Genomic DNA, 15,968 nt, shown 5'->3' on the forward strand with positions numbered 1-15,968 from the left:
ATCTGGCGGCATTCTGCCACTTAAAGTCAACTTGAGGTCAAGCATGGAAATTCTCGACATTGGCGATGTGGCCGAGCGCACCGGCGTCGCCGTCTCGACGCTGCGCTACTACGACGAGATCGGCCTCATCGCTTCAGTCGGCCGGCGCGGGCTTCGCCGCCAGTTCGGGCCGGAAGCCGTCTGGCAGATCGCCCTGATCGCGCTCGGCAAAAAGGCCGGTTTCTCGCTCGATGAGATCGCCGGCATGTTTCGCGCCAATGGCACGGTGGATTTGCCGCGCCCGGTCCTTCATGGCCGCGCCGACGAGATAGACCGCCAGATCCGCGACCTGACGGTGTTGCGCGACGCGCTCAGGCACGTGGCTGAGTGCCCTGCCCCTTCTCACCTCGAATGCCCGCGCTTCCGAAAGCTGCTGCGGGTCGCCGGCCGGCGCGGCAAAGCCTGATATCCGCAACCACAGCGACATTGACGCCATATAAAGATTTCTTTATATTGTTATCTCAAGTCTCCAGACCTTGCGAAGGCGCTTTTCATGACCAATCCGATCGATGCTCTGATCGCCGAAAAGGGCGTGCTGCTTGCCGATGGCGCGACCGGCACCAACCTCTTCGCCATGGGCCTGGAAGCGGGCGAAGCTCCGGAACTCTGGAATGAAAGCGCTCCCGAAAAGATCGTCGCCCTGCATCAGGGTTTCGTCGACGCGGGCGCCGACATCATCCTGACCAACTCGTTCGGCGGGACGCGCCACCGCCTCAAACTGCACCACGCGCAGGACCGCGTGCACGAGCTTAACAGCCGCGCCGCCGAGATCGCGCGCTCGGTCGCGGACAAGGCTGGCCGCAAGGTCATCGTTGCAGGGTCCGTCGGTCCCACAGGCGAACTGCTGCAACCGCTCGGCGCGATGACGTATGACGAGGCCGTGGAGGCCTTCGTCGAGCAGATCGAAGGCCTCAAGGAAGGCGGCGCGGAAGTCGCCTGGATCGAAACGATGTCGGCGCCGGACGAAATCCGTGCCGCCGCCGAAGCCGCCATCCGTGTCGGCCTGCCCTACACTTATACGGGTTCATTCGACACGGCCGGCCGCACGATGATGGGCCTCGCGCCGAAGGATATCCACGGCGTGGCCGATGGTCTCGGTGCGGCCCCGCTGGGCGTCGGTGCGAATTGCGGCGTCGGCGCGTCGGACATCCTCGCCTCGCTGCTCGACATGAGCGCCGCGAAACCGGACGCCACCATCATCGTCAAGGGCAATTGCGGCATACCGGAATTCCGCGGCACCGAAATCCACTATTCCGGCACGCCGGAACTGATGGCCGACTATGTACGGCTGGCGGTTGATGGCGGCGCCAGGATCGTCGGCGGCTGCTGCGGCACGTCGTTCCAGCACCTTGCAGCCATGCGCAAGGCCCTGGATGAACACGCGCCGGCTGCCCGGCCGTCAGTTGAAGATGTCGTGGCGCGCATCGGCCCGCTGCGCAACAAGCAGGCCGCTGAAAGCGGCGCCGTGGAAGGCGAAGGCCGCCGCGAGCGCCGCCGCGCCCGCGGCTGACCGGTCCGATCTAGAGATCCTCGATCTCACGGCGCGCGCGCTTTAGGATTTCGCGTGCTTCAGCCGCTTGTTCGGCCGACAGAGCCCCACTGCGCAGCCGGCTGTAGACCGCCCAGCGCAATGCGCGCACCTCGTCGCCTAGGGCTACGCCGCTGGTCTCGGTGGACGCCTGCTCCATCTGCGCGTTGATCTTCTCCAGTTCCCGCGCATTGTCGGCAAGGAAAGCGCGGCCCTGCTCGGTAATCGAGAACAGGCGCTTGTTGCCGGTCGTCGTCGAGGTGACGAGATCGGCCTCCTCCATCATCTGCAGCATGGGATAGATGGCCCCGGGGCTGGGGCTGTAGGCGCCCTGGAATTTCGCTTCCAGCGCCTTGATGATGTCGTAGCCGTGGCGCGGCTCCTCGGCGATCAGGCCGAGCACGACCAGCCGCAAGGCGCCCGAATCGAACATGCGCGGCCCGCGCCGCCCGCCGAACGGTCCGCCGCGATTGCGGCCGAACGGGCCGCCATGGCCATGCCGCCCGCCACCGCCCCTGCCCGGCCCACCGGCCATGCACATATGACCATGCCCACCTCGATGTCTGTGATTGAACATTGGGATTCCTTTCATAATGTCGTTCATGCGTCATATCTAGAAAAAGATATATCTTTTACAAGATGCAACGTAAGGATTCCCGGCTCCACTAAAGGGAAGCCGGCCGGGATCCGATCCCGACCGGCTTCACAACAGCGCAATAGTGAAGGTTCAGCGCGGCCGATCGAGCGCCGATGCGAGCCTGACCAGCGACAGGAACTCCGCACGATAGCCGAACGGATCAGCTCCGCGCGCGGCCGAGGCGATCTCCTGGATACGGTCGTAGCCGAAATTCGCCACGGCATCCGTGTCCCGCGCTTCTGCCCGAAGGCTGCGACAGCGACGGAGAAGCGCGCGTCTGTCGAAGCCACGTCGAAGCTCGAAACGACATCGGCTTCCGTGACCGGCTTCTCGATCAGCTTGCTGGTATCCTCGCCCGGCGCCTTGTAGCGGATCCTGACGAAGGCATATTCGCCTTCGCCGGCCGTCGATGCCGCGCTGTCGCTCTGCTGCCCGTAGCGCAGATCGTCAACCATCCGCGCCGGGCTACCCACCGGCGTGATCTCGTAGATCGCCGTCACCGAGTGGCCCGAGCCGATCTCGCCGGCATCGATGCGGTCATTGTTGAAGTCCTCGCGGCTGAGCGCCCGTGTCTCGTAGCCGATCAGCCGGTACTCGGCGATCTGCTGCGGATTGAACTCGACCTGTATCTTCACGTCGCCGGCGATGGGGAACAGCGTCGAGGATGCCTCCTCCACCAGCACCTTTTCAGCTTCCGCCAGCGTGTCGATATAGGCAGCCGCTCCGTTGCCGTTTGGGGCGATGGCCTGCATCATCTGGTCGTTGAGGTTGCCGCGGCCGAAGCCCAGCACCGAGAGGAACACACCGGATTCCCGCTTGTTCTCGATCAGCGTCGTCAGTTCGTCGTCGCTCACCTGCCCGACATTGAAATCGCCGTCGGTCGCCAGCATCACGCGGTTGACGCCGCCCTCGACGAAGGAGCTTTCCGCAAGCCGGTATGCCTCGCGGATACCCGCCTCACCCGCCGTGCTGCCGCCGGCCTCCAGCCTGTCGAGCGCAGACAGGATCCCCGCCTTGTCCGACGCCTTGGTCGGCTCCAGCACCGTGCCGGCGCTGCCCGCATAGGTAACGATGGAAACCGTGTCTTCGGGGTTCAGCCGGTCGACGAGCATCCGGAAGGAGTTCTTGAGAAGCGGCAGCTTGTCGGGCTCTTCCATCGATCCCGACGTGTCGATCAGGAAGACGAGGTTGGAGCGCGGCTTCTGCGCGTGCTCGATCTCGTAACCCTTGATCGCGACATGCATGAGCCGGGTGTTCTCGTTCCACGGCGTCGGCATCACGGTGACGGTCGAGTTGAAAGGAACCTCGGCGCTTTCCGGACCGGCCCAGTCATAGGGGAAATAGTTGATCATCTCCTCGACCCGAACGCTGTCCGGATCGGGCACCACACCCTCCTTCAGCGAGCGGCGCACGAAGGCGTAGGAGGCCGTATCGACATCGATCGAAAAGGTGGAGACGGGGCTTTCCTGAACCGTGCGCACCGGATTGCTGTTGAAGGCCTCGACGCGATCGCGGTTCTCGGCAGGCACCGGATAGGGCTCAGGCGCGATTACCTGCGGCGCAGCGGATGGCATGGGCATCACACGCGGCTCGGCCGTCTTCTGGCGTGTCAGAACCGTGCTGGAGGGCGTCATGCCGTCGGCAGGCGATGGAGGAGCGGCTGCGATCTCGGCAGCCATGTCCTGCGTCGCCTGGTCGGACGCTTGTCCGGCCGCCTCCTCTTTCGCGGGCTGGGAAACCCTGGTTTCAGCCGCCTGGCGTTGCGGCGCGTCGTTTTCCACCGCTGCAGGCTCCTGTGGGCTCGCCGGGCGATACTCGTCGAGCAACTGCCACGTGACGATGCCCGCAACCGGCAGGGCAACGAGGCCGGCCAAAGCCGGGTTTGCGATAAGTTTCTTGCGCATGATCTCTCTCCAGAACCCGATTGTTCCGGCAGTGAGACGCGCGCCAGCGCCCGATCCTTGGGGCGCCGCCGAATTTTCTTTCCCGGCCTCGTCATAGGCGCGCAACGCGGCATCGAGCCCGCGTGCCTTTGCTTCGTTCCCGGGTGCGGGCGCCTTCGAGCCCCGCAGCAGATCGAGTTCGTCGAATTCGTTATTCGCCATGATCAGACTTCCCCGGCCGACATGATGAGCTTCAGCCGTTTCTTCGCTTCATGGATGTGCCAAGAGACTGTCGTCTCCGAGCAGCCGAGCAGGTCGGCCGCCTCGGCGTGGCTCAGCGCCTCGCCATAGACCAGCGTCACCGCCTCCTGCTGTTTGGGCGGCAGGTCGCGCACCGCCTCCCATAGCGCCTCGGCCGGTTCATTCGCCTCATAAGCCGCGCTCTCGATGCGCGCTTGAATGCCGTAGGCCCGCCGCCGCGTGGCCTCACGCGCGGCACTCCGTCCTTGGTCTCGCACCGCGTTGACGACGACAGGGTAGAGCCAGGTGGTGAACGCGCTGCCGCCCCGATAGGTACGGATGGCACGGCCAAGCCGCGCGCAGACATCCTGCGCGATGTCTTCCGCATCGGCGCGATGTCCCGTCATCCGGTAGGCGATACGGAAGACGAAGGCATAGTGCCGCTTGACTAGCCGCGCAAACGACGACCGGTCGCCGGCCGCAGCCCTGCGCGCCAGCTCACCGTCGGAGACGTCTTCTTCGTCCATCGTCAGCGCCATCATCGCCCGTTGGACGTCTCAATCCCGCCGATCCTTGGGTGGGGCAAGGAAAAAATCTACAGCCCCGCAAAAGCTGCCTGATGAAATGCCTGCACCGCCGCCGGATAGCGCCATTCTGCACCGATGGGACAGGCATTGCGCGCAAGGCAGCCCGCACTCCCGCAGGTGTACCCTGTGCGGCCCCGGACATGCGAGACGCAACCGGGATAGTCGAACCCCGAGGCTGAAAAGGCATCGACCGGGCAGGCATTCAGGCAAGGTTTTCCGTCACATAGATCGCAAGGGTGAATCGGTTTCTCAAGCGCGGGAAACGCAAGTTCGCGGTCGAACAGCAATGCGCCGCGATAGGCGTGCCAGAGCCCGTAGACCGGATGCATGAGGAGGCCGAGCGGCGACGGTCTCAGTTCTTCCGAACGCATCGCCCACTGCTGGAACGGCGCGAACGGGCGGTCGTTCGGCATGATGAGGCGAGCACCGACGCGATCGGCGACCTCGCCGATCACCAGCCGCGACCATGTGTCGAGCGGGTTGGGGAGGTTTACAGGTTGGGTCTCTCGCCAGAGCGAGAAATGCCGCCAGTAGCCCGCTCCCGCATTCCCGACCAGAAGAACCGAGCGCGCGGGAGCGCCGGAACGACCGGCAAGTCCCTCCTCGTCAGCCGCGAAGGAAAAACCGCCACGCAGGATGAGGCCGTGAGAAGCAAGGGCAGACGCGATCTGGTTGAGAAGCTCACCGCTCATCCTTGGTTCCTCCAGTTCGGCCCGCTCCCTGACGTCAATCGTCGCCAGCTATGGCCGCCATTCACGACAGAACCGGCCAATCCGGCGGAGGCTTTGTCGCAATATCATCCTTTCCCGTCCGGCCCGCGTATGGCGCTGCGCCAGACTTCCTTGTGGATGATGTCGGCCACTTTAGCCCGGCCTGACGCGGGCTCCTTTCACGTGAAGGCGTCGGGCATCGCCTCTTTCTTCTGCGAGACGAAATCGCGCAGGCCATCGGCGATACCCGGATCGAGATAGGGCGCTTCGTAGCTCTCCAGCCACCGGCGGGCGAGTTCGTTAGCCCGCTGTGGCGCGGTCTTCTCGCCCTCGGCCTGCCACTGCTCGAAGGAGTTGTTGTCGGCAATGGACGAGCGATAGAAGGCGGACTGGAAATTGGCCTGGGTATGGGAACAGCCGAGATAGTGGCTCCCCGGCCCGACCTCGCGGATCGCGTCCATCGCCTGCCCGTTTTCGGACAGGTCGACGCCTGCGGCGAACTTCTGCGCCATGCCGAGCTGGTCGACATCCATCATGAACTTCTCGTAGCAGGACGCGAGCCCGCCCTCGAGCCAGCCAGCGGAGTGCAGCACGAAATTGGTGCCGGCAAGCAGCGTCGAGTTGAGCGTGTTGGCACTCTCATAGGCCGCCTGTGCATCCGGAACCTTGGATGCGCATAGCGACCCGCCGGTGCGGAACGGCAGGCCGAGACGCCGCGCAAGCTGGGCCGCACCGTAGGAGACCAGCGACGGTTCCGGCGTGCCGAAGGTCGGCGCACCGGACTGCATGGAGATCGAGGACGCGAAAGTGCCGAACAGCACCGGTGCGCCCGGCCGCACGAGCTGCGTGAAGGCGGCACCCGCCAGCACCTCGGCAAGCACCTGCGTCAGCGTGCCCGCGACCGTCACCGGGCTCATCGCGCCGGCGAGAATGAACGGCGTGATGATCGTCGCCTGGTTGTTGCGGGCATAGACCTTGGCCGCGCCCAGCATGGTCTCGTCGAAGACCATCGGCGAGTTGGCGTTGATAAGGTTGATGATGACCGTGTTCTGGTCGACGAACTCCTCGCCGAACAGGATCTTCGCCATGGCAACCGTGTCTTCGGCGCGTTCCGGCGCGGTCACCGAGCCCATGAAAGGCTTGTCGGATAGCGTCATATGCGCCAGCACCATGTCCAGATGGCGCTTGTTGACCGGCACGTCGACCGGCTCGCACACCGTGCCGCCGGAATGGTGGATCGACGGCGCCAGATAGGCGAGCTTCACGAAATTGCGGAAATCCTCGATCGTCGCATAACGGCGGTTGCCATCGAGGCGCGCGCACGAAGGGCGGGCCGTAGACAGGCGCGAAAACGGTGGCGTCGCCACCGATCTGCACGGAACGCTCCGGGTTGCGCGCATGCTGGGTGAACACGGATGGAGCGGATTTCAGCAGCGACCGCGGGAGGCCTTTCGGGAAATGGACCCGCTCGCCCTTCACGTCCGCGCCGGCATCCTTCCACATTGCCAGCGCTTCGGCATCGTCGCGAAACTCGATGCCGATCTCCTCGAGAACCGTGTCGGCATTGGCCTCGATCAGCGCGAGACCTTCCTCGTTGAGCACCTCGTAAAGCGGAATATTGCGCTTGATGTAGGTGAGCTGCGGCCCTGCGCCGCCGCCAGTACGCGCCGCGCGGCGTGCCGCTGCACCGCCCCTGTCGCCGCGTCCACGGCGTCCGCCGCCAGCGCCCTGCTCGACAGCCAGATTGTCTTCCATGACCGTTTCCCTGAATCCCGTAATGCCGCCGGGCGGCTCTTTGCCCGGATCGTAGCCAAGCAACCTTGCAGAAGCGGCCAGCCAGCGCCAGCCCGTGTCGCAAAATCGACAGGAAGTGCTGTCAGTTCCAAACGGGCCTGCTTCGGTCGCTTTCCTATCGCGGCACGTCGCAAATCAGCTAAGAAACCTGGTTTGTCGCGGATTATGAATTGGGAGAACGTTGCGGGCACCGTTTGTCCGCGCATGGCATTTGCAGGAGCCCGAGATGTCAGACGACGAAATCATCCTCTCCGAGCTTTCCGACGAGGAACTGGTGCAGCAGATGCACGACGACCTCTATGACGGGCTGAAGGAGGAGATCGAGGAAGGAACGAACATCCTTCTGGAGCGCGGTTGGGTCCCTTACGACGTCCTCACCGAAGCGTTAGTCGAGGGCATGCGCATCGTCGGCGAAGATTTCCGCGACGGCATTCTTTTCGTGCCTGAGGTGCTGCTGTCAGCCAACGCCATGAAGGCCGGCATGGCTATCTTGCGCCCGCTGCTGGCTGCAACCGGCGCGCCCAAGCAGGGCAAGCTCGTGATCGGCACAGTCAAGGGCGACATTCACGACATTGGCAAGAACCTCGTCGGCATGATGATGGAGGGTGCGGGCTTCGACGTCGTCGACCTCGGTATCAACAATCCTGTCGAGAACTATCTGGCCGCGATCGAGGAGCATCAGCCCGACATCGTCGGCATGTCGGCCCTGCTCACGACCACAATGCCTTACATGAAGGTCGTGATCGACACGATGAAGGAAAAGGGTATCCGCGACGACTACGTCGTGCTCGTGGGCGGCGCACCGCTCAACGAGGAGTTCGGCAAGGCTGTCGGAGCCGACGCCTACTGCCGCGACGCGGCTGTGGCCGTGGAAACGGCGAAGGATTTCATGAAGCGCAAGCACAACGTCCACGCCTCGGCCTGAGGCGTGGACGTTTCAAGCTTTCGCCGTGACGATTAGTAAGTCGACCGCTCGATATTGCGGCCTGCGTCCTGCGTAGCATCCACCGCATTCGCGGTGTCGGCGCCCATGCCGCGGATGGTATTGGCGCAACCGGCCGCAAAGCCGGCAACGAGAACGAGAACGGCGAGCTTGGACATGGTGGATTTGGTCATCGTGAAACTCCGCATCGTCGATGCGCCCCTCTGGCGCTGTGAAAGGTGACAGACATGCAACGCGCGGAACCCGAAAAGGTTCTCGTAATCGCATGCGGAATGCTGGCGCGCGAAATCCTGGCGGTGAAAGAGAGGCTTGGTCTCGATCATATCGACCTGACCTGCCTGCCCGCCGAACTCCACTACAGGCCGGATAGAATCCCGGACGCGATGGACGCGGCGATTAAGACTGCGCGGGCGCAAGGCTATGCGGCGATCTTTGCCGGTTACGCTGATTGCGGCACGGGCGGCATGCTCGACCGGGTGCTGGAACGACACGGCGTCGAGCGCATGGATGGCCCGCACTGCTTCGCCTTTTACCAAGGCGAAGCACGGTTTGCGGCGGTGGAAGAAGCCGACATGACGGCCTTCTACATGACCGACTTCCTGTGTCGGCAGTTCGACGCGTTCTTCATGAAGCCGCTCGGCCTCGACCGCCACCCTGAGCTGGCGCAGGACTTCTTTGGAAACTACGAGAAGGTTGTCTATCTGGCCCAGACAGACGACCCGTCGCTCGAAAAGGTGGCTCGCGATGCGGCTGAAATGCTCGGCCTTGCCTACGAGAAGCGCATGACGGGTTACGGCGATCTGGAACCTGCGCTTGCCCGGCTTTCGACGCGATCTTGAAACCGCCGGATTTGCCCGGCGGGATGGCCGGAACCACCGGAGACCGATCTATGCGCCGTACAGCCCTCATTGCACTTGCCCTGCTCCTGTCCACGCCGGCCTTCGCCACCGGAGAGATCGAAAGCCTCATCACCGACGCGGACCGCGCTCGGCTTGAAGCCTATGAGACAACCCGCGATGCAGCCGTTGCGGAAGCGCGCGAAGGTGGCAGCCCTGAGGACATCGCCATAATGGATCGCACGCTTTCGGCCCTGCACCAGTCGTTCGAGGGCTTCGACATGACCGGCGATTGGCAATGCCGCACCACCAAGGTTGGGGGCTGGCAAATCTGGTCGTCTATTCTTGGTTTCGTTGCAGGGTCACCGATGACGGCTCCGGCTGGAAGCTCGAAAAACTGTCGGGTTCGCAACGGACGACCGGCCGTTTCTTCACCGATTCCGACACCCGCCTGATCTATATCGGCTCCGGCAGCATTCATGATGCAAAACCCGCAGCTTACGGCTCGGGACCTGAAAGCGACCAGGCCGGTTATGCGTTTCGAACCGGCGAGGCAGAATGGCATATCGAGTTCCCCGCCCCCCACTACGAATCGAAACTCGACATCCTCGAATTCCGCCGCTGACCGCGCGTCGTTTTTGAATGCACGCGCGTCGTCCGGCAACAAGCAGGCGCGCGCGCTTCCGCGCAATGGTCATTGTGGAGTGAGGAGAACAGCCGCATGGCGGATCTAATCGTCGTCTACTGGCGCGACATCCCGGCACAAGTGATCGTCAGAAAAGGACGGCAGAACGCCAAGCGCGAGCTGCCGCTGCGCTTCACCGAGGCTATCGACATGTGCGCCATGCGAACCGGCGCAGGCGATACCGACGCGTATCTGGCCGAGTGGCGCAAGGCAGACCCCGAACCTGTCGGCGACGACCTTGAGGCTGAAGCCGACAAGGCGTTTGCCGAACTCGACGCGGCCTATGACCGCGAACGTCTCGTCGCACTCGTGAAGGCGGGCGGAAGGGAAAATGTCTGACAAGCAGCAGCCGACGGTCACCCAGGCCACCCAGGTTCGCAACGCGGCGCCCAAGACCGCATACAAGCCCGCAGACGTATCCCCGCAGCGGCGTGTCCAGCGCCGCTACACGATGCGGCTGTGGTCGGTGCGCCACTCGCGTGGGCTCGAATGGTTCTACGAGCGCTTTGCCGACGTCTTTCTGCTGCTGCACCCGATCTGGAAAGCGGTCGGATATTCACGCGCCGAAGCGCCGGTGAAGTTCGTCGAGAAACGGGTCAAGGGCCTCATGTTCGACTGCCGCATGTGCGGCCAGTGCGTGCTGTCGTCCACCGGCATGTCATGCCCCATGAATTGCCCGAAACAGCTCCGCAACGGCCCCTGCGGCGGCGTGCGCGCCAACGGCAATTGCGAGGTCGAGCCGGATATGCCCTGCGTGTGGGTGAAGGCCTGGGAAGGCTCGCGCAACATGCGCAATGGCGATGCGATCCTCGCCGTGCAGAAACCCGTCGACCAGTCTCTGCGCGAAACGTCGGCCTGGCTGCGCGTGACGGCTCGCGCCGCCGCCGAGCGTGAGAAGGCGAAAAAGGGAGAGCCTGCATGACCCCCTCCCCGCGCCCTCCGCAGCCTGACGAGAACCCCGCCGGCATCGACCTGCCACTAGACCCGCTGCCCGGCCATTCGTCGCGCGGCCGGCTTGAGCGCATCCTGCGGCGCGGCGAGTTCGCGGTGACCACCGAGCTCAACCCGCCGGACAGCGCCGATCCCGAAGACGTCTACGAGCGCGCCAAGGTCTTCGACGGTTGGGTCGACGCGATCAACGCCGTCGATGCGTCGGGCGCCAACTGCCATATGTCGTCGGTCGGCATCTGCGCGCTGCTGACCCGCATGGGTTATGCGCCGGTGTACCAGATTTCCTGTCGCGACCGGAACCGCATCGCGATCCAGGGCGACGTGCTGGGTGCCGCCGCGATGGGCGTGGCCAACATGCTGTGCCTGACGGGCGACGGGGTGCAGGCCGGCGACCAGCCGGGCGCAAAGCCCGTCTTCGATCTCGACTGCATGTCGCTGCTGGAAACGGTCCGCACCATGCGCGACGAGCAGAAATTCCTCTCCGGCCGCAAGCTGACGACGCCGCCCGCCGTTTTCCTGGGTGCCGCGATCAACCCGTTCGCGCCACCCTATGAATTCCGCCCCCACCGGCTCGCCAAGAAGATCGCGGCAGGCGCCCAGTTCGTGCAGAGCCAGTACTGCTTCGATGTGCCGATGTTTCGTGAATACATGAGGCGCGTCAATGATCTCGGGCTCACCGAGCAATGCTATGTGCTGTGCGGTGTGGGGCCGCTTGCCTCGGCCAAGACGGCGCGATGGATCCGCGCCAACGTGCCCGGCATCCATATCCCCGATGCGGTGATCGCACGGCTCGAAGGTGCGGCCGACCAGAAAAAGGAAGGCAAGCAGATCGCCATCGACATCATCAACGAAGTCAAGGAAATCGAGGGCGTGTCAGGCATCCACGTGATGGCCTATCGCCAGGAGGAGTTCGTCGCCGAGATCGTGCACGAATCCGGCGTGCTCAAGGGCCGCCGTCCGTGGCGCCGCGAACCGCGTGCGGACGACGCCATGGTCGCCGAACGCCTCGATCACATCCTGCACGACAGCCCCACCGAAACCCCGCAGGCGATCGTCAGCCAGGCCGCCACCTGAATTCGCGCTTGCAAGCGCCCTCTATTCGGGACATCCCGACAAAGAACGGAGACACAACATGACCCGCACCATCGTAGCCTCGGCGAGACGTGAGATCGTCATCGGCTTCGACCAGCCCTTCTGCGTCATTGGCGAGCGCATCAACCCGACCGGGCGCAAGAAGCTCGCGGCCGAAATGGTCGAAGGCAATTTCGAAACGGTGAAGAAGGACGCGATCGAGCAGGTGCAGGCCGGGGCGACCATGCTGGACGTCAATGCCGGCGTCACCGCCGTCGACCCCAACGCGACCGAGCCCGCCCTTCTGGTGCAGACGCTGGAGATCGTGCAAGGGCTGGTGGATGTGCCGCTGTCGATCGACTCGTCGGTTACCGCCGCGATCGAAGCGGGCCTGAAGGTCGCCAAGGGCCGCCCGCTCGTCAATTCTGTGACCGGCGAGGAAGAAAAGCTCGAAGCGATCCTGCCGCTCATCAAGAAATACGATGTGCCGGTGGTCGCCATCTCGAACGACGAGACCGGCATCTCCATGGACCCTGACGTGCGTTTCGCGGTCGCCAAGAAGATCGTCGAGCGCGCGATGGACCATGGCATCAAGCCGGAGGACGTCGTCGTCGATCCGCTGGTCATGCCGATCGGGGCGCTGGGCGATGCCGGCCGCCAGGTCTTCCAGCTTCTCTACCGGCTGCGCAACGAGCTCAAGGTCAACACGACCTGCGGTCTTTCCAACATCTCCTTCGGCCTGCCGCATCGCCACGGCATCAACGCCGCCTTCATCCCGATGGTGATCGGCGCCGGGATGACCTCTGCGATCATGAATCCCTGCCGCCCGCAGGAGATGGAGGCCGTGCGCGGCGCCAATGTGCTCAACGGCACCGACAAGGACTGCATGACCTGGATCAAGACGTACAAGGACTACAAGCCCGGCGAACACGCCGCCCCTGCCCCGGTGGCCGTCTCCGCACCCGGTGACGCTGCTGCCGGCGCAGGCCGCCGTCGCGGCGGCCGGGAGGCACGGATGGCGCGAGGGTGACGATGTTTCCATGAACGCCCCGTCCAACATCACCGATCCGCTCGTCCTGTTCATGCCCTCGGGAAAGCGCGGGCGTTTTCCCAAAGGCACGACCGTGCTGGATGCCGCGCGCGAGCTTGGCGTCTATGTCGAGAGCGTATGCGGCGGGCGGGCAACCTGCGGGCGTTGCCAGATCGTTGTGCAGGAAGGCAATTTCGCCAAGCACAAGATCGTTTCCTCCAACGACCACATTTCTCCCAGGGGCGCCAAGGAGGAGCGTTACGAGCGCGTGCGCGGACTGGCCGAGGGGCGCCGCCTCTCCTGCTCCTCCACCATCGAGGGCGACCTCGTCGTCGACGTGCCGCAGGATACCGTCATCAACGCGCAGGTGGTGCGCAAGGCAGCACTGGACCGCATCATCGAGCGCAATCCGGCTGTCCAGCTCTGCTATGTCGAGGTGGACGAACCCGACATGCACAAGCCGCTCGGCGATCTCGACCGCCTCAAGGCTATGCTCGAAAAGGACTGGGGCTGGCAGGACCTGTTGGTCTCACAGCACCTGCTGCCGCGCGTGCAGACGATCCTGCGCAAGGGCAACTGGGGCGTCACGGCCGCGATCCATCGCGACCTCGCAACGTCGCGGCCGACGATCATCGCGCTCTGGCCCGGCCTTCACAACGAAGCCTACGGCCTTGCCTGCGACATCGGCTCGACCACGATCGCGATGCATCTGGTCTCTCTGCTGTCGGGCCGGGTCGTTGCCTCATCCGGCACGTCGAACCCGCAGATCCGCTTTGGCGAAGATCTGATGAGCCGCGTTTCCTACGTGATGATGAACCCCGATGGCCGGCAGGCCATGACCACGGCTGTCCGTGAGGCGATCAACGGGCTGCTGGACAAGGTGTGCGCGGAAGGCGAAGTCAGCAGCGACGACGTGCTGGACGCCGTCTTCGTCGGCAACCCGATTATGCATCACCTGTTCCTGGGCATCGACCCGACCGAGCTCGGCCAGGCGCCCTTCGCGCTGGCCGTTTCCGGCGCGGTGCATACTTGGGGCAGCGAAATCGGCCTGAAGATCAACGAGGGCGCACGCGTCTATGTGCTGCCCTGCATTGCAGGCCATGTCGGGGCCGACGCTGCGGCCGCCACCCTGTCGGAAGGCCCTTACCGGCAGGATGCGATGATGCTGCTGGTCGACGTCGGCACCAATGCCGAGATCGTGCTGGGCAACAGAGCGCGGGTCGTCGCCGCGTCCTCACCGACAGGGCCGGCCTTCGAGGGCGCGGAAATATCGTCGGGACAACGCGCGGCACCGGGCGCGATCGAGCGCGTGCGCATCGATCCCGAGACCCTGGAACCGCGTTTCCGCATCATCGGATCGGAAAAATGGTCGGATGAAGACGGATTTGCTGAAGACGCCGGGAAACTGGGCGTCACCGGCATCTGCGGCTCGGCGATCATCGAGGTCGTGGCTGAGATGTACCTGTCGGGCATCATCTCGGAAGACGGCGTGATCGACGGCGCGCTCGCCGCGCGAGGACACCGCGCATCTTCCAGAACGGCCGCACCTCGTCCTACCTGCTCCATGAAGGCCAGCCGCGCATCACCGTTACCCAGAACGATGTGCGCGCCATCCAGCTTGCCAAGTCGGCGCTCTATGCGGGCATCAAGCTGCTGATGGAAAAGCAGGGCGTCGACCATGTCGACACGATCCGCTTCGCCGGCGCGTTCGGCTCCTTCATCGATCCCAAATACGCAATGGTGCTTGGGCTGATTCCCGACTGCGACCTCGCCGAGGTGAAGGCCGTCGGCAACGCGGCCGGCCAGGGTGCACTGATGGCCCTGTTGAACCGTGACTACCGCCGCGAGATCGAGGAGACGGTGCGTCGCATCGAAAAGATCGAGACGGCGCTGGAGCCCAACTTCCAGCAGCTTTTCGTCAATGCAATGGCCCTGCCCAACAAGGTGGACCCGTTCCCCAAGCTGGCCGAGGCGGTGACGCTCCCGCCGCGCCGTGCGAATGCGGGCGACGATCCCGCGTCGGGTGGTGGCGATGCCTCGCCGAGGCGACGATCGCGCGAGGAACGGGCGGCGAGACGCAGCCGCACTTGACGCCGACTTGCGAAGGGCTTTCATCTTCCTGTGACCACACGCAGGAGATGTAATGAGTATCAAGAGCCACCTCGCCGCCTTCGTCCTCCGCCATACGCGCAAGAAGGCCTTCCAGAGCGCCGAGGGGCTTCATGCCTGGATCGAGAAATCCCGCAAGACGCAGGATCACCGGCCACCGGTCAAGGCTGCGGAAACCCTGGACATCACCCAACGACAGGTCGAAGGCGACGTCGTCTACGAGGCGCGCCCTAAGGGAAAGGACGCGAGCCGCCGCATCCTGTACCTGCACGGCGGCGCATACTGCTTCGAACTGACCTCGTTTCACTGGAAGCTTATCGCCGAACTGGCGACGCGCCTTGGCGCGCACGTGACCGTGCCGGTCTATCCACTGGCCCCCGAGCACGACTTCCACGAGATCTACGCGATGACCACCGCCGTCTATCGGGAGGTCATGGGCGAAGGCGTGAAGGTTGCGATTGCAGGTGATTCCGCCGGCGGCAACATGGCGCTGGTACTGACCATGATGGCGGCGGAAAACGGCTGGCCTATCGCCGACCGGCTGGCGCTGATTTCGCCCGGCCTCGACATGACGCTTGCCAACCCCGAGACGCTGAACGTCGCCCGCATCGACCCGTGGCTGGGCGTGCCCGGCGGCACCGAGGCGGTGCGGATCTATGCAGCCGGTATCGACTACGCCGACTGGCGCATCAGCCCGCTCTACGGCGACCTGTCTATCCTGCCGCCGACACTGCTGTTTTCGGGCACGCGCGACATGCTCTACCCCGACAGCGTGGTCTTCACCGAAAAGGCCAACGAGGCCGGAGCCGATGTCCGCCTTGTCGTCGGCAAGGGCATGTTCCACGTCTGGCCCCTGATCGACATGCCGGAGGCCCGCGTCGCGCGCACTCAGATGGTCGAGTTTCTTTCAGCCTGACCGGACGGG

The 15,968-nt window shown here is 64.3% G+C and carries 13 protein-coding genes and 4 pseudogenes; 11 read left to right on the forward strand and 6 right to left on the reverse strand.

All coding sequences use genetic code 11. The annotated features are described in order from the left end of the window. The first annotated feature begins 43 nt into the window (after nucleotides 1-43). Nucleotides 44-445 (forward strand): helix-turn-helix domain-containing protein, encoded by a 402-nt coding sequence (locus HK436_RS18370; RefSeq protein WP_173192068.1) that lies wholly within the window; start codon nucleotides 44-46, stop codon nucleotides 443-445. 87 nt (nucleotides 446-532) lie between these two features. Further along, nucleotides 533-1,549, forward strand: a complete 1,017-nt coding sequence (gene bmt / locus HK436_RS18375) for a betaine--homocysteine S-methyltransferase (protein WP_173192070.1) — start codon at nucleotides 533-535, stop codon at nucleotides 1,547-1,549. Nucleotides 1,550-1,559: 10 nt separating this feature from the next. On the opposite strand, the gene HK436_RS18380 is transcribed toward bmt, so the two are convergent. The 5 genes and pseudogenes from HK436_RS18380 to HK436_RS18400 form a co-directional block, all read right to left on the reverse strand. Then, nucleotides 1,560-2,144: a PadR family transcriptional regulator gene (locus HK436_RS18380; RefSeq protein ID WP_173192072.1), complete on the reverse strand. Its 585-nt coding sequence runs from the start codon at nucleotides 2,142-2,144 to the stop codon at nucleotides 1,560-1,562. Between the two features lie 150 nt (nucleotides 2,145-2,294). Then, nucleotides 2,295-4,309, reverse strand: a pseudogene (locus tag HK436_RS18385) (vWA domain-containing protein). A 2-nt stretch (nucleotides 4,310-4,311) separates the two neighbouring features. Beyond that, nucleotides 4,312-4,866 (reverse strand): RNA polymerase sigma factor, encoded by a 555-nt coding sequence (locus tag HK436_RS18390; protein ID WP_173193617.1) that lies wholly within the window; start codon nucleotides 4,864-4,866, stop codon nucleotides 4,312-4,314. A 56-nt stretch (nucleotides 4,867-4,922) separates the two neighbouring features. After that, on the reverse strand, nucleotides 4,923-5,606 hold the full coding sequence (locus tag HK436_RS18395) for a 4Fe-4S dicluster domain-containing protein (protein WP_173192074.1): 684 nt from the start codon (nucleotides 5,604-5,606) through the stop codon (nucleotides 4,923-4,925). A gap of 197 nt (nucleotides 5,607-5,803) precedes the next feature. Further along, nucleotides 5,804-7,379 (reverse strand): annotated as a pseudogene (locus tag HK436_RS18400) (trimethylamine methyltransferase family protein). Between the two features lie 265 nt (nucleotides 7,380-7,644). On the opposite strand from HK436_RS18400, the gene HK436_RS18405 reads away from it, so the two are divergent. Next, nucleotides 7,645-8,343 (forward strand): cobalamin B12-binding domain-containing protein, encoded by a 699-nt coding sequence (locus HK436_RS18405; RefSeq protein WP_173192076.1) that lies wholly within the window; start codon nucleotides 7,645-7,647, stop codon nucleotides 8,341-8,343. Nucleotides 8,344-8,375: 32 nt separating this feature from the next. Here HK436_RS18405 and HK436_RS18410 read toward each other — a convergent pair whose 3' ends face one another. Further along, complete coding sequence (locus HK436_RS18410; protein WP_173192078.1) at nucleotides 8,376-8,534, reverse strand: entericidin domain-containing protein; 159 nt, start codon at nucleotides 8,532-8,534, stop codon at nucleotides 8,376-8,378. A 54-nt stretch (nucleotides 8,535-8,588) separates the two neighbouring features. Between HK436_RS18410 and HK436_RS18415 the strand changes: the two genes are divergently transcribed. The 8 genes and pseudogenes from HK436_RS18415 (at nucleotide 8,589) to HK436_RS18450 (ending at nucleotide 15,959) form a co-directional block, all read left to right on the forward strand. After that, nucleotides 8,589-9,200 (forward strand): DUF1638 domain-containing protein, encoded by a 612-nt coding sequence (locus HK436_RS18415; protein ID WP_173192080.1) that lies wholly within the window; start codon nucleotides 8,589-8,591, stop codon nucleotides 9,198-9,200. Between the two features lie 50 nt (nucleotides 9,201-9,250). Beyond that, a pseudogene (locus HK436_RS18420) lies at nucleotides 9,251-9,822 on the forward strand (DUF4893 domain-containing protein). Nucleotides 9,823-9,918: 96 nt separating this feature from the next. Beyond that, nucleotides 9,919-10,221: a virulence factor gene (locus tag HK436_RS18425; RefSeq protein ID WP_173192081.1), complete on the forward strand. Its 303-nt coding sequence runs from the start codon at nucleotides 9,919-9,921 to the stop codon at nucleotides 10,219-10,221. Continuing rightward, complete coding sequence (locus tag HK436_RS18430) at nucleotides 10,214-10,804, forward strand: methylenetetrahydrofolate reductase C-terminal domain-containing protein (protein ID WP_173192084.1); 591 nt, start codon at nucleotides 10,214-10,216, stop codon at nucleotides 10,802-10,804. Before HK436_RS18425 ends, HK436_RS18430 begins: the two co-directional genes overlap by 8 nt. Then, the gene (locus HK436_RS18435) at nucleotides 10,801-11,907 is read left to right on the forward strand and encodes a methylenetetrahydrofolate reductase (protein WP_173192086.1); all 1,107 of its coding nucleotides are present in this window, start codon (nucleotides 10,801-10,803) and stop codon (nucleotides 11,905-11,907) included. Before HK436_RS18430 ends, HK436_RS18435 begins: the two co-directional genes overlap by 4 nt. 58 nt (nucleotides 11,908-11,965) lie before the next feature. Beyond that, entirely contained in the window at nucleotides 11,966-12,934 is a 969-nt protein-coding gene (locus HK436_RS18440) for a methyltetrahydrofolate cobalamin methyltransferase (RefSeq protein WP_173192088.1), read from the forward strand. A gap of 10 nt (nucleotides 12,935-12,944) precedes the next feature. Next, nucleotides 12,945-15,025, forward strand: a pseudogene (locus HK436_RS18445) (ASKHA domain-containing protein). Nucleotides 15,026-15,077: 52 nt separating this feature from the next. Continuing rightward, nucleotides 15,078-15,959 (forward strand): alpha/beta hydrolase fold domain-containing protein, encoded by an 882-nt coding sequence (locus HK436_RS18450; RefSeq protein ID WP_173192089.1) that lies wholly within the window; start codon nucleotides 15,078-15,080, stop codon nucleotides 15,957-15,959. Nucleotides 15,960-15,968 lie beyond the last annotated feature (9 nt).

The sequence above is a fragment of the Neoaquamicrobium sediminum genome, assembly GCF_013240295.1.
In the GTDB taxonomy this organism is placed as follows: Bacteria; Pseudomonadota; Alphaproteobacteria; order Rhizobiales; family Rhizobiaceae; genus Aerobium; species Aerobium sediminum.

Excerpts from the sequence above, each read along its gene's own strand:
- HK436_RS18435 (WP_173192086.1), top strand. The coding sequence starts at position 10,801 with ATGACCCCCTCCCCGCGCCCTCCGCAGCCTGACGAGAACCCCGCCGGC.
- HK436_RS18395 (WP_173192074.1), bottom strand. The coding sequence starts at position 5,606 with ATGAGCGGTGAGCTTCTCAACCAGATCGCGTCTGCCCTTGCTTCTCAC.
- HK436_RS18440 (WP_173192088.1), top strand. The coding sequence starts at position 11,966 with ATGACCCGCACCATCGTAGCCTCGGCGAGACGTGAGATCGTCATCGGC.
- HK436_RS18410 (WP_173192078.1), bottom strand. The coding sequence starts at position 8,534 with ATGACCAAATCCACCATGTCCAAGCTCGCCGTTCTCGTTCTCGTTGCC.
- HK436_RS18425 (WP_173192081.1), top strand. The coding sequence starts at position 9,919 with ATGGCGGATCTAATCGTCGTCTACTGGCGCGACATCCCGGCACAAGTG.
- HK436_RS18370 (WP_173192068.1), top strand. The coding sequence starts at position 44 with ATGGAAATTCTCGACATTGGCGATGTGGCCGAGCGCACCGGCGTCGCC.
- HK436_RS18430 (WP_173192084.1), top strand. The coding sequence starts at position 10,214 with ATGTCTGACAAGCAGCAGCCGACGGTCACCCAGGCCACCCAGGTTCGC.
- HK436_RS18390 (WP_173193617.1), bottom strand. The coding sequence starts at position 4,866 with ATGGCGCTGACGATGGACGAAGAAGACGTCTCCGACGGTGAGCTGGCG.
- HK436_RS18380 (WP_173192072.1), bottom strand. The coding sequence starts at position 2,144 with ATGTTCAATCACAGACATCGAGGTGGGCATGGTCATATGTGCATGGCC.
- HK436_RS18405 (WP_173192076.1), top strand. The coding sequence starts at position 7,645 with ATGTCAGACGACGAAATCATCCTCTCCGAGCTTTCCGACGAGGAACTG.
- HK436_RS18450 (WP_173192089.1), top strand. The coding sequence starts at position 15,078 with ATGAGTATCAAGAGCCACCTCGCCGCCTTCGTCCTCCGCCATACGCGC.
- HK436_RS18415 (WP_173192080.1), top strand. The coding sequence starts at position 8,589 with ATGCAACGCGCGGAACCCGAAAAGGTTCTCGTAATCGCATGCGGAATG.
- bmt (WP_173192070.1), top strand. The coding sequence starts at position 533 with ATGACCAATCCGATCGATGCTCTGATCGCCGAAAAGGGCGTGCTGCTT.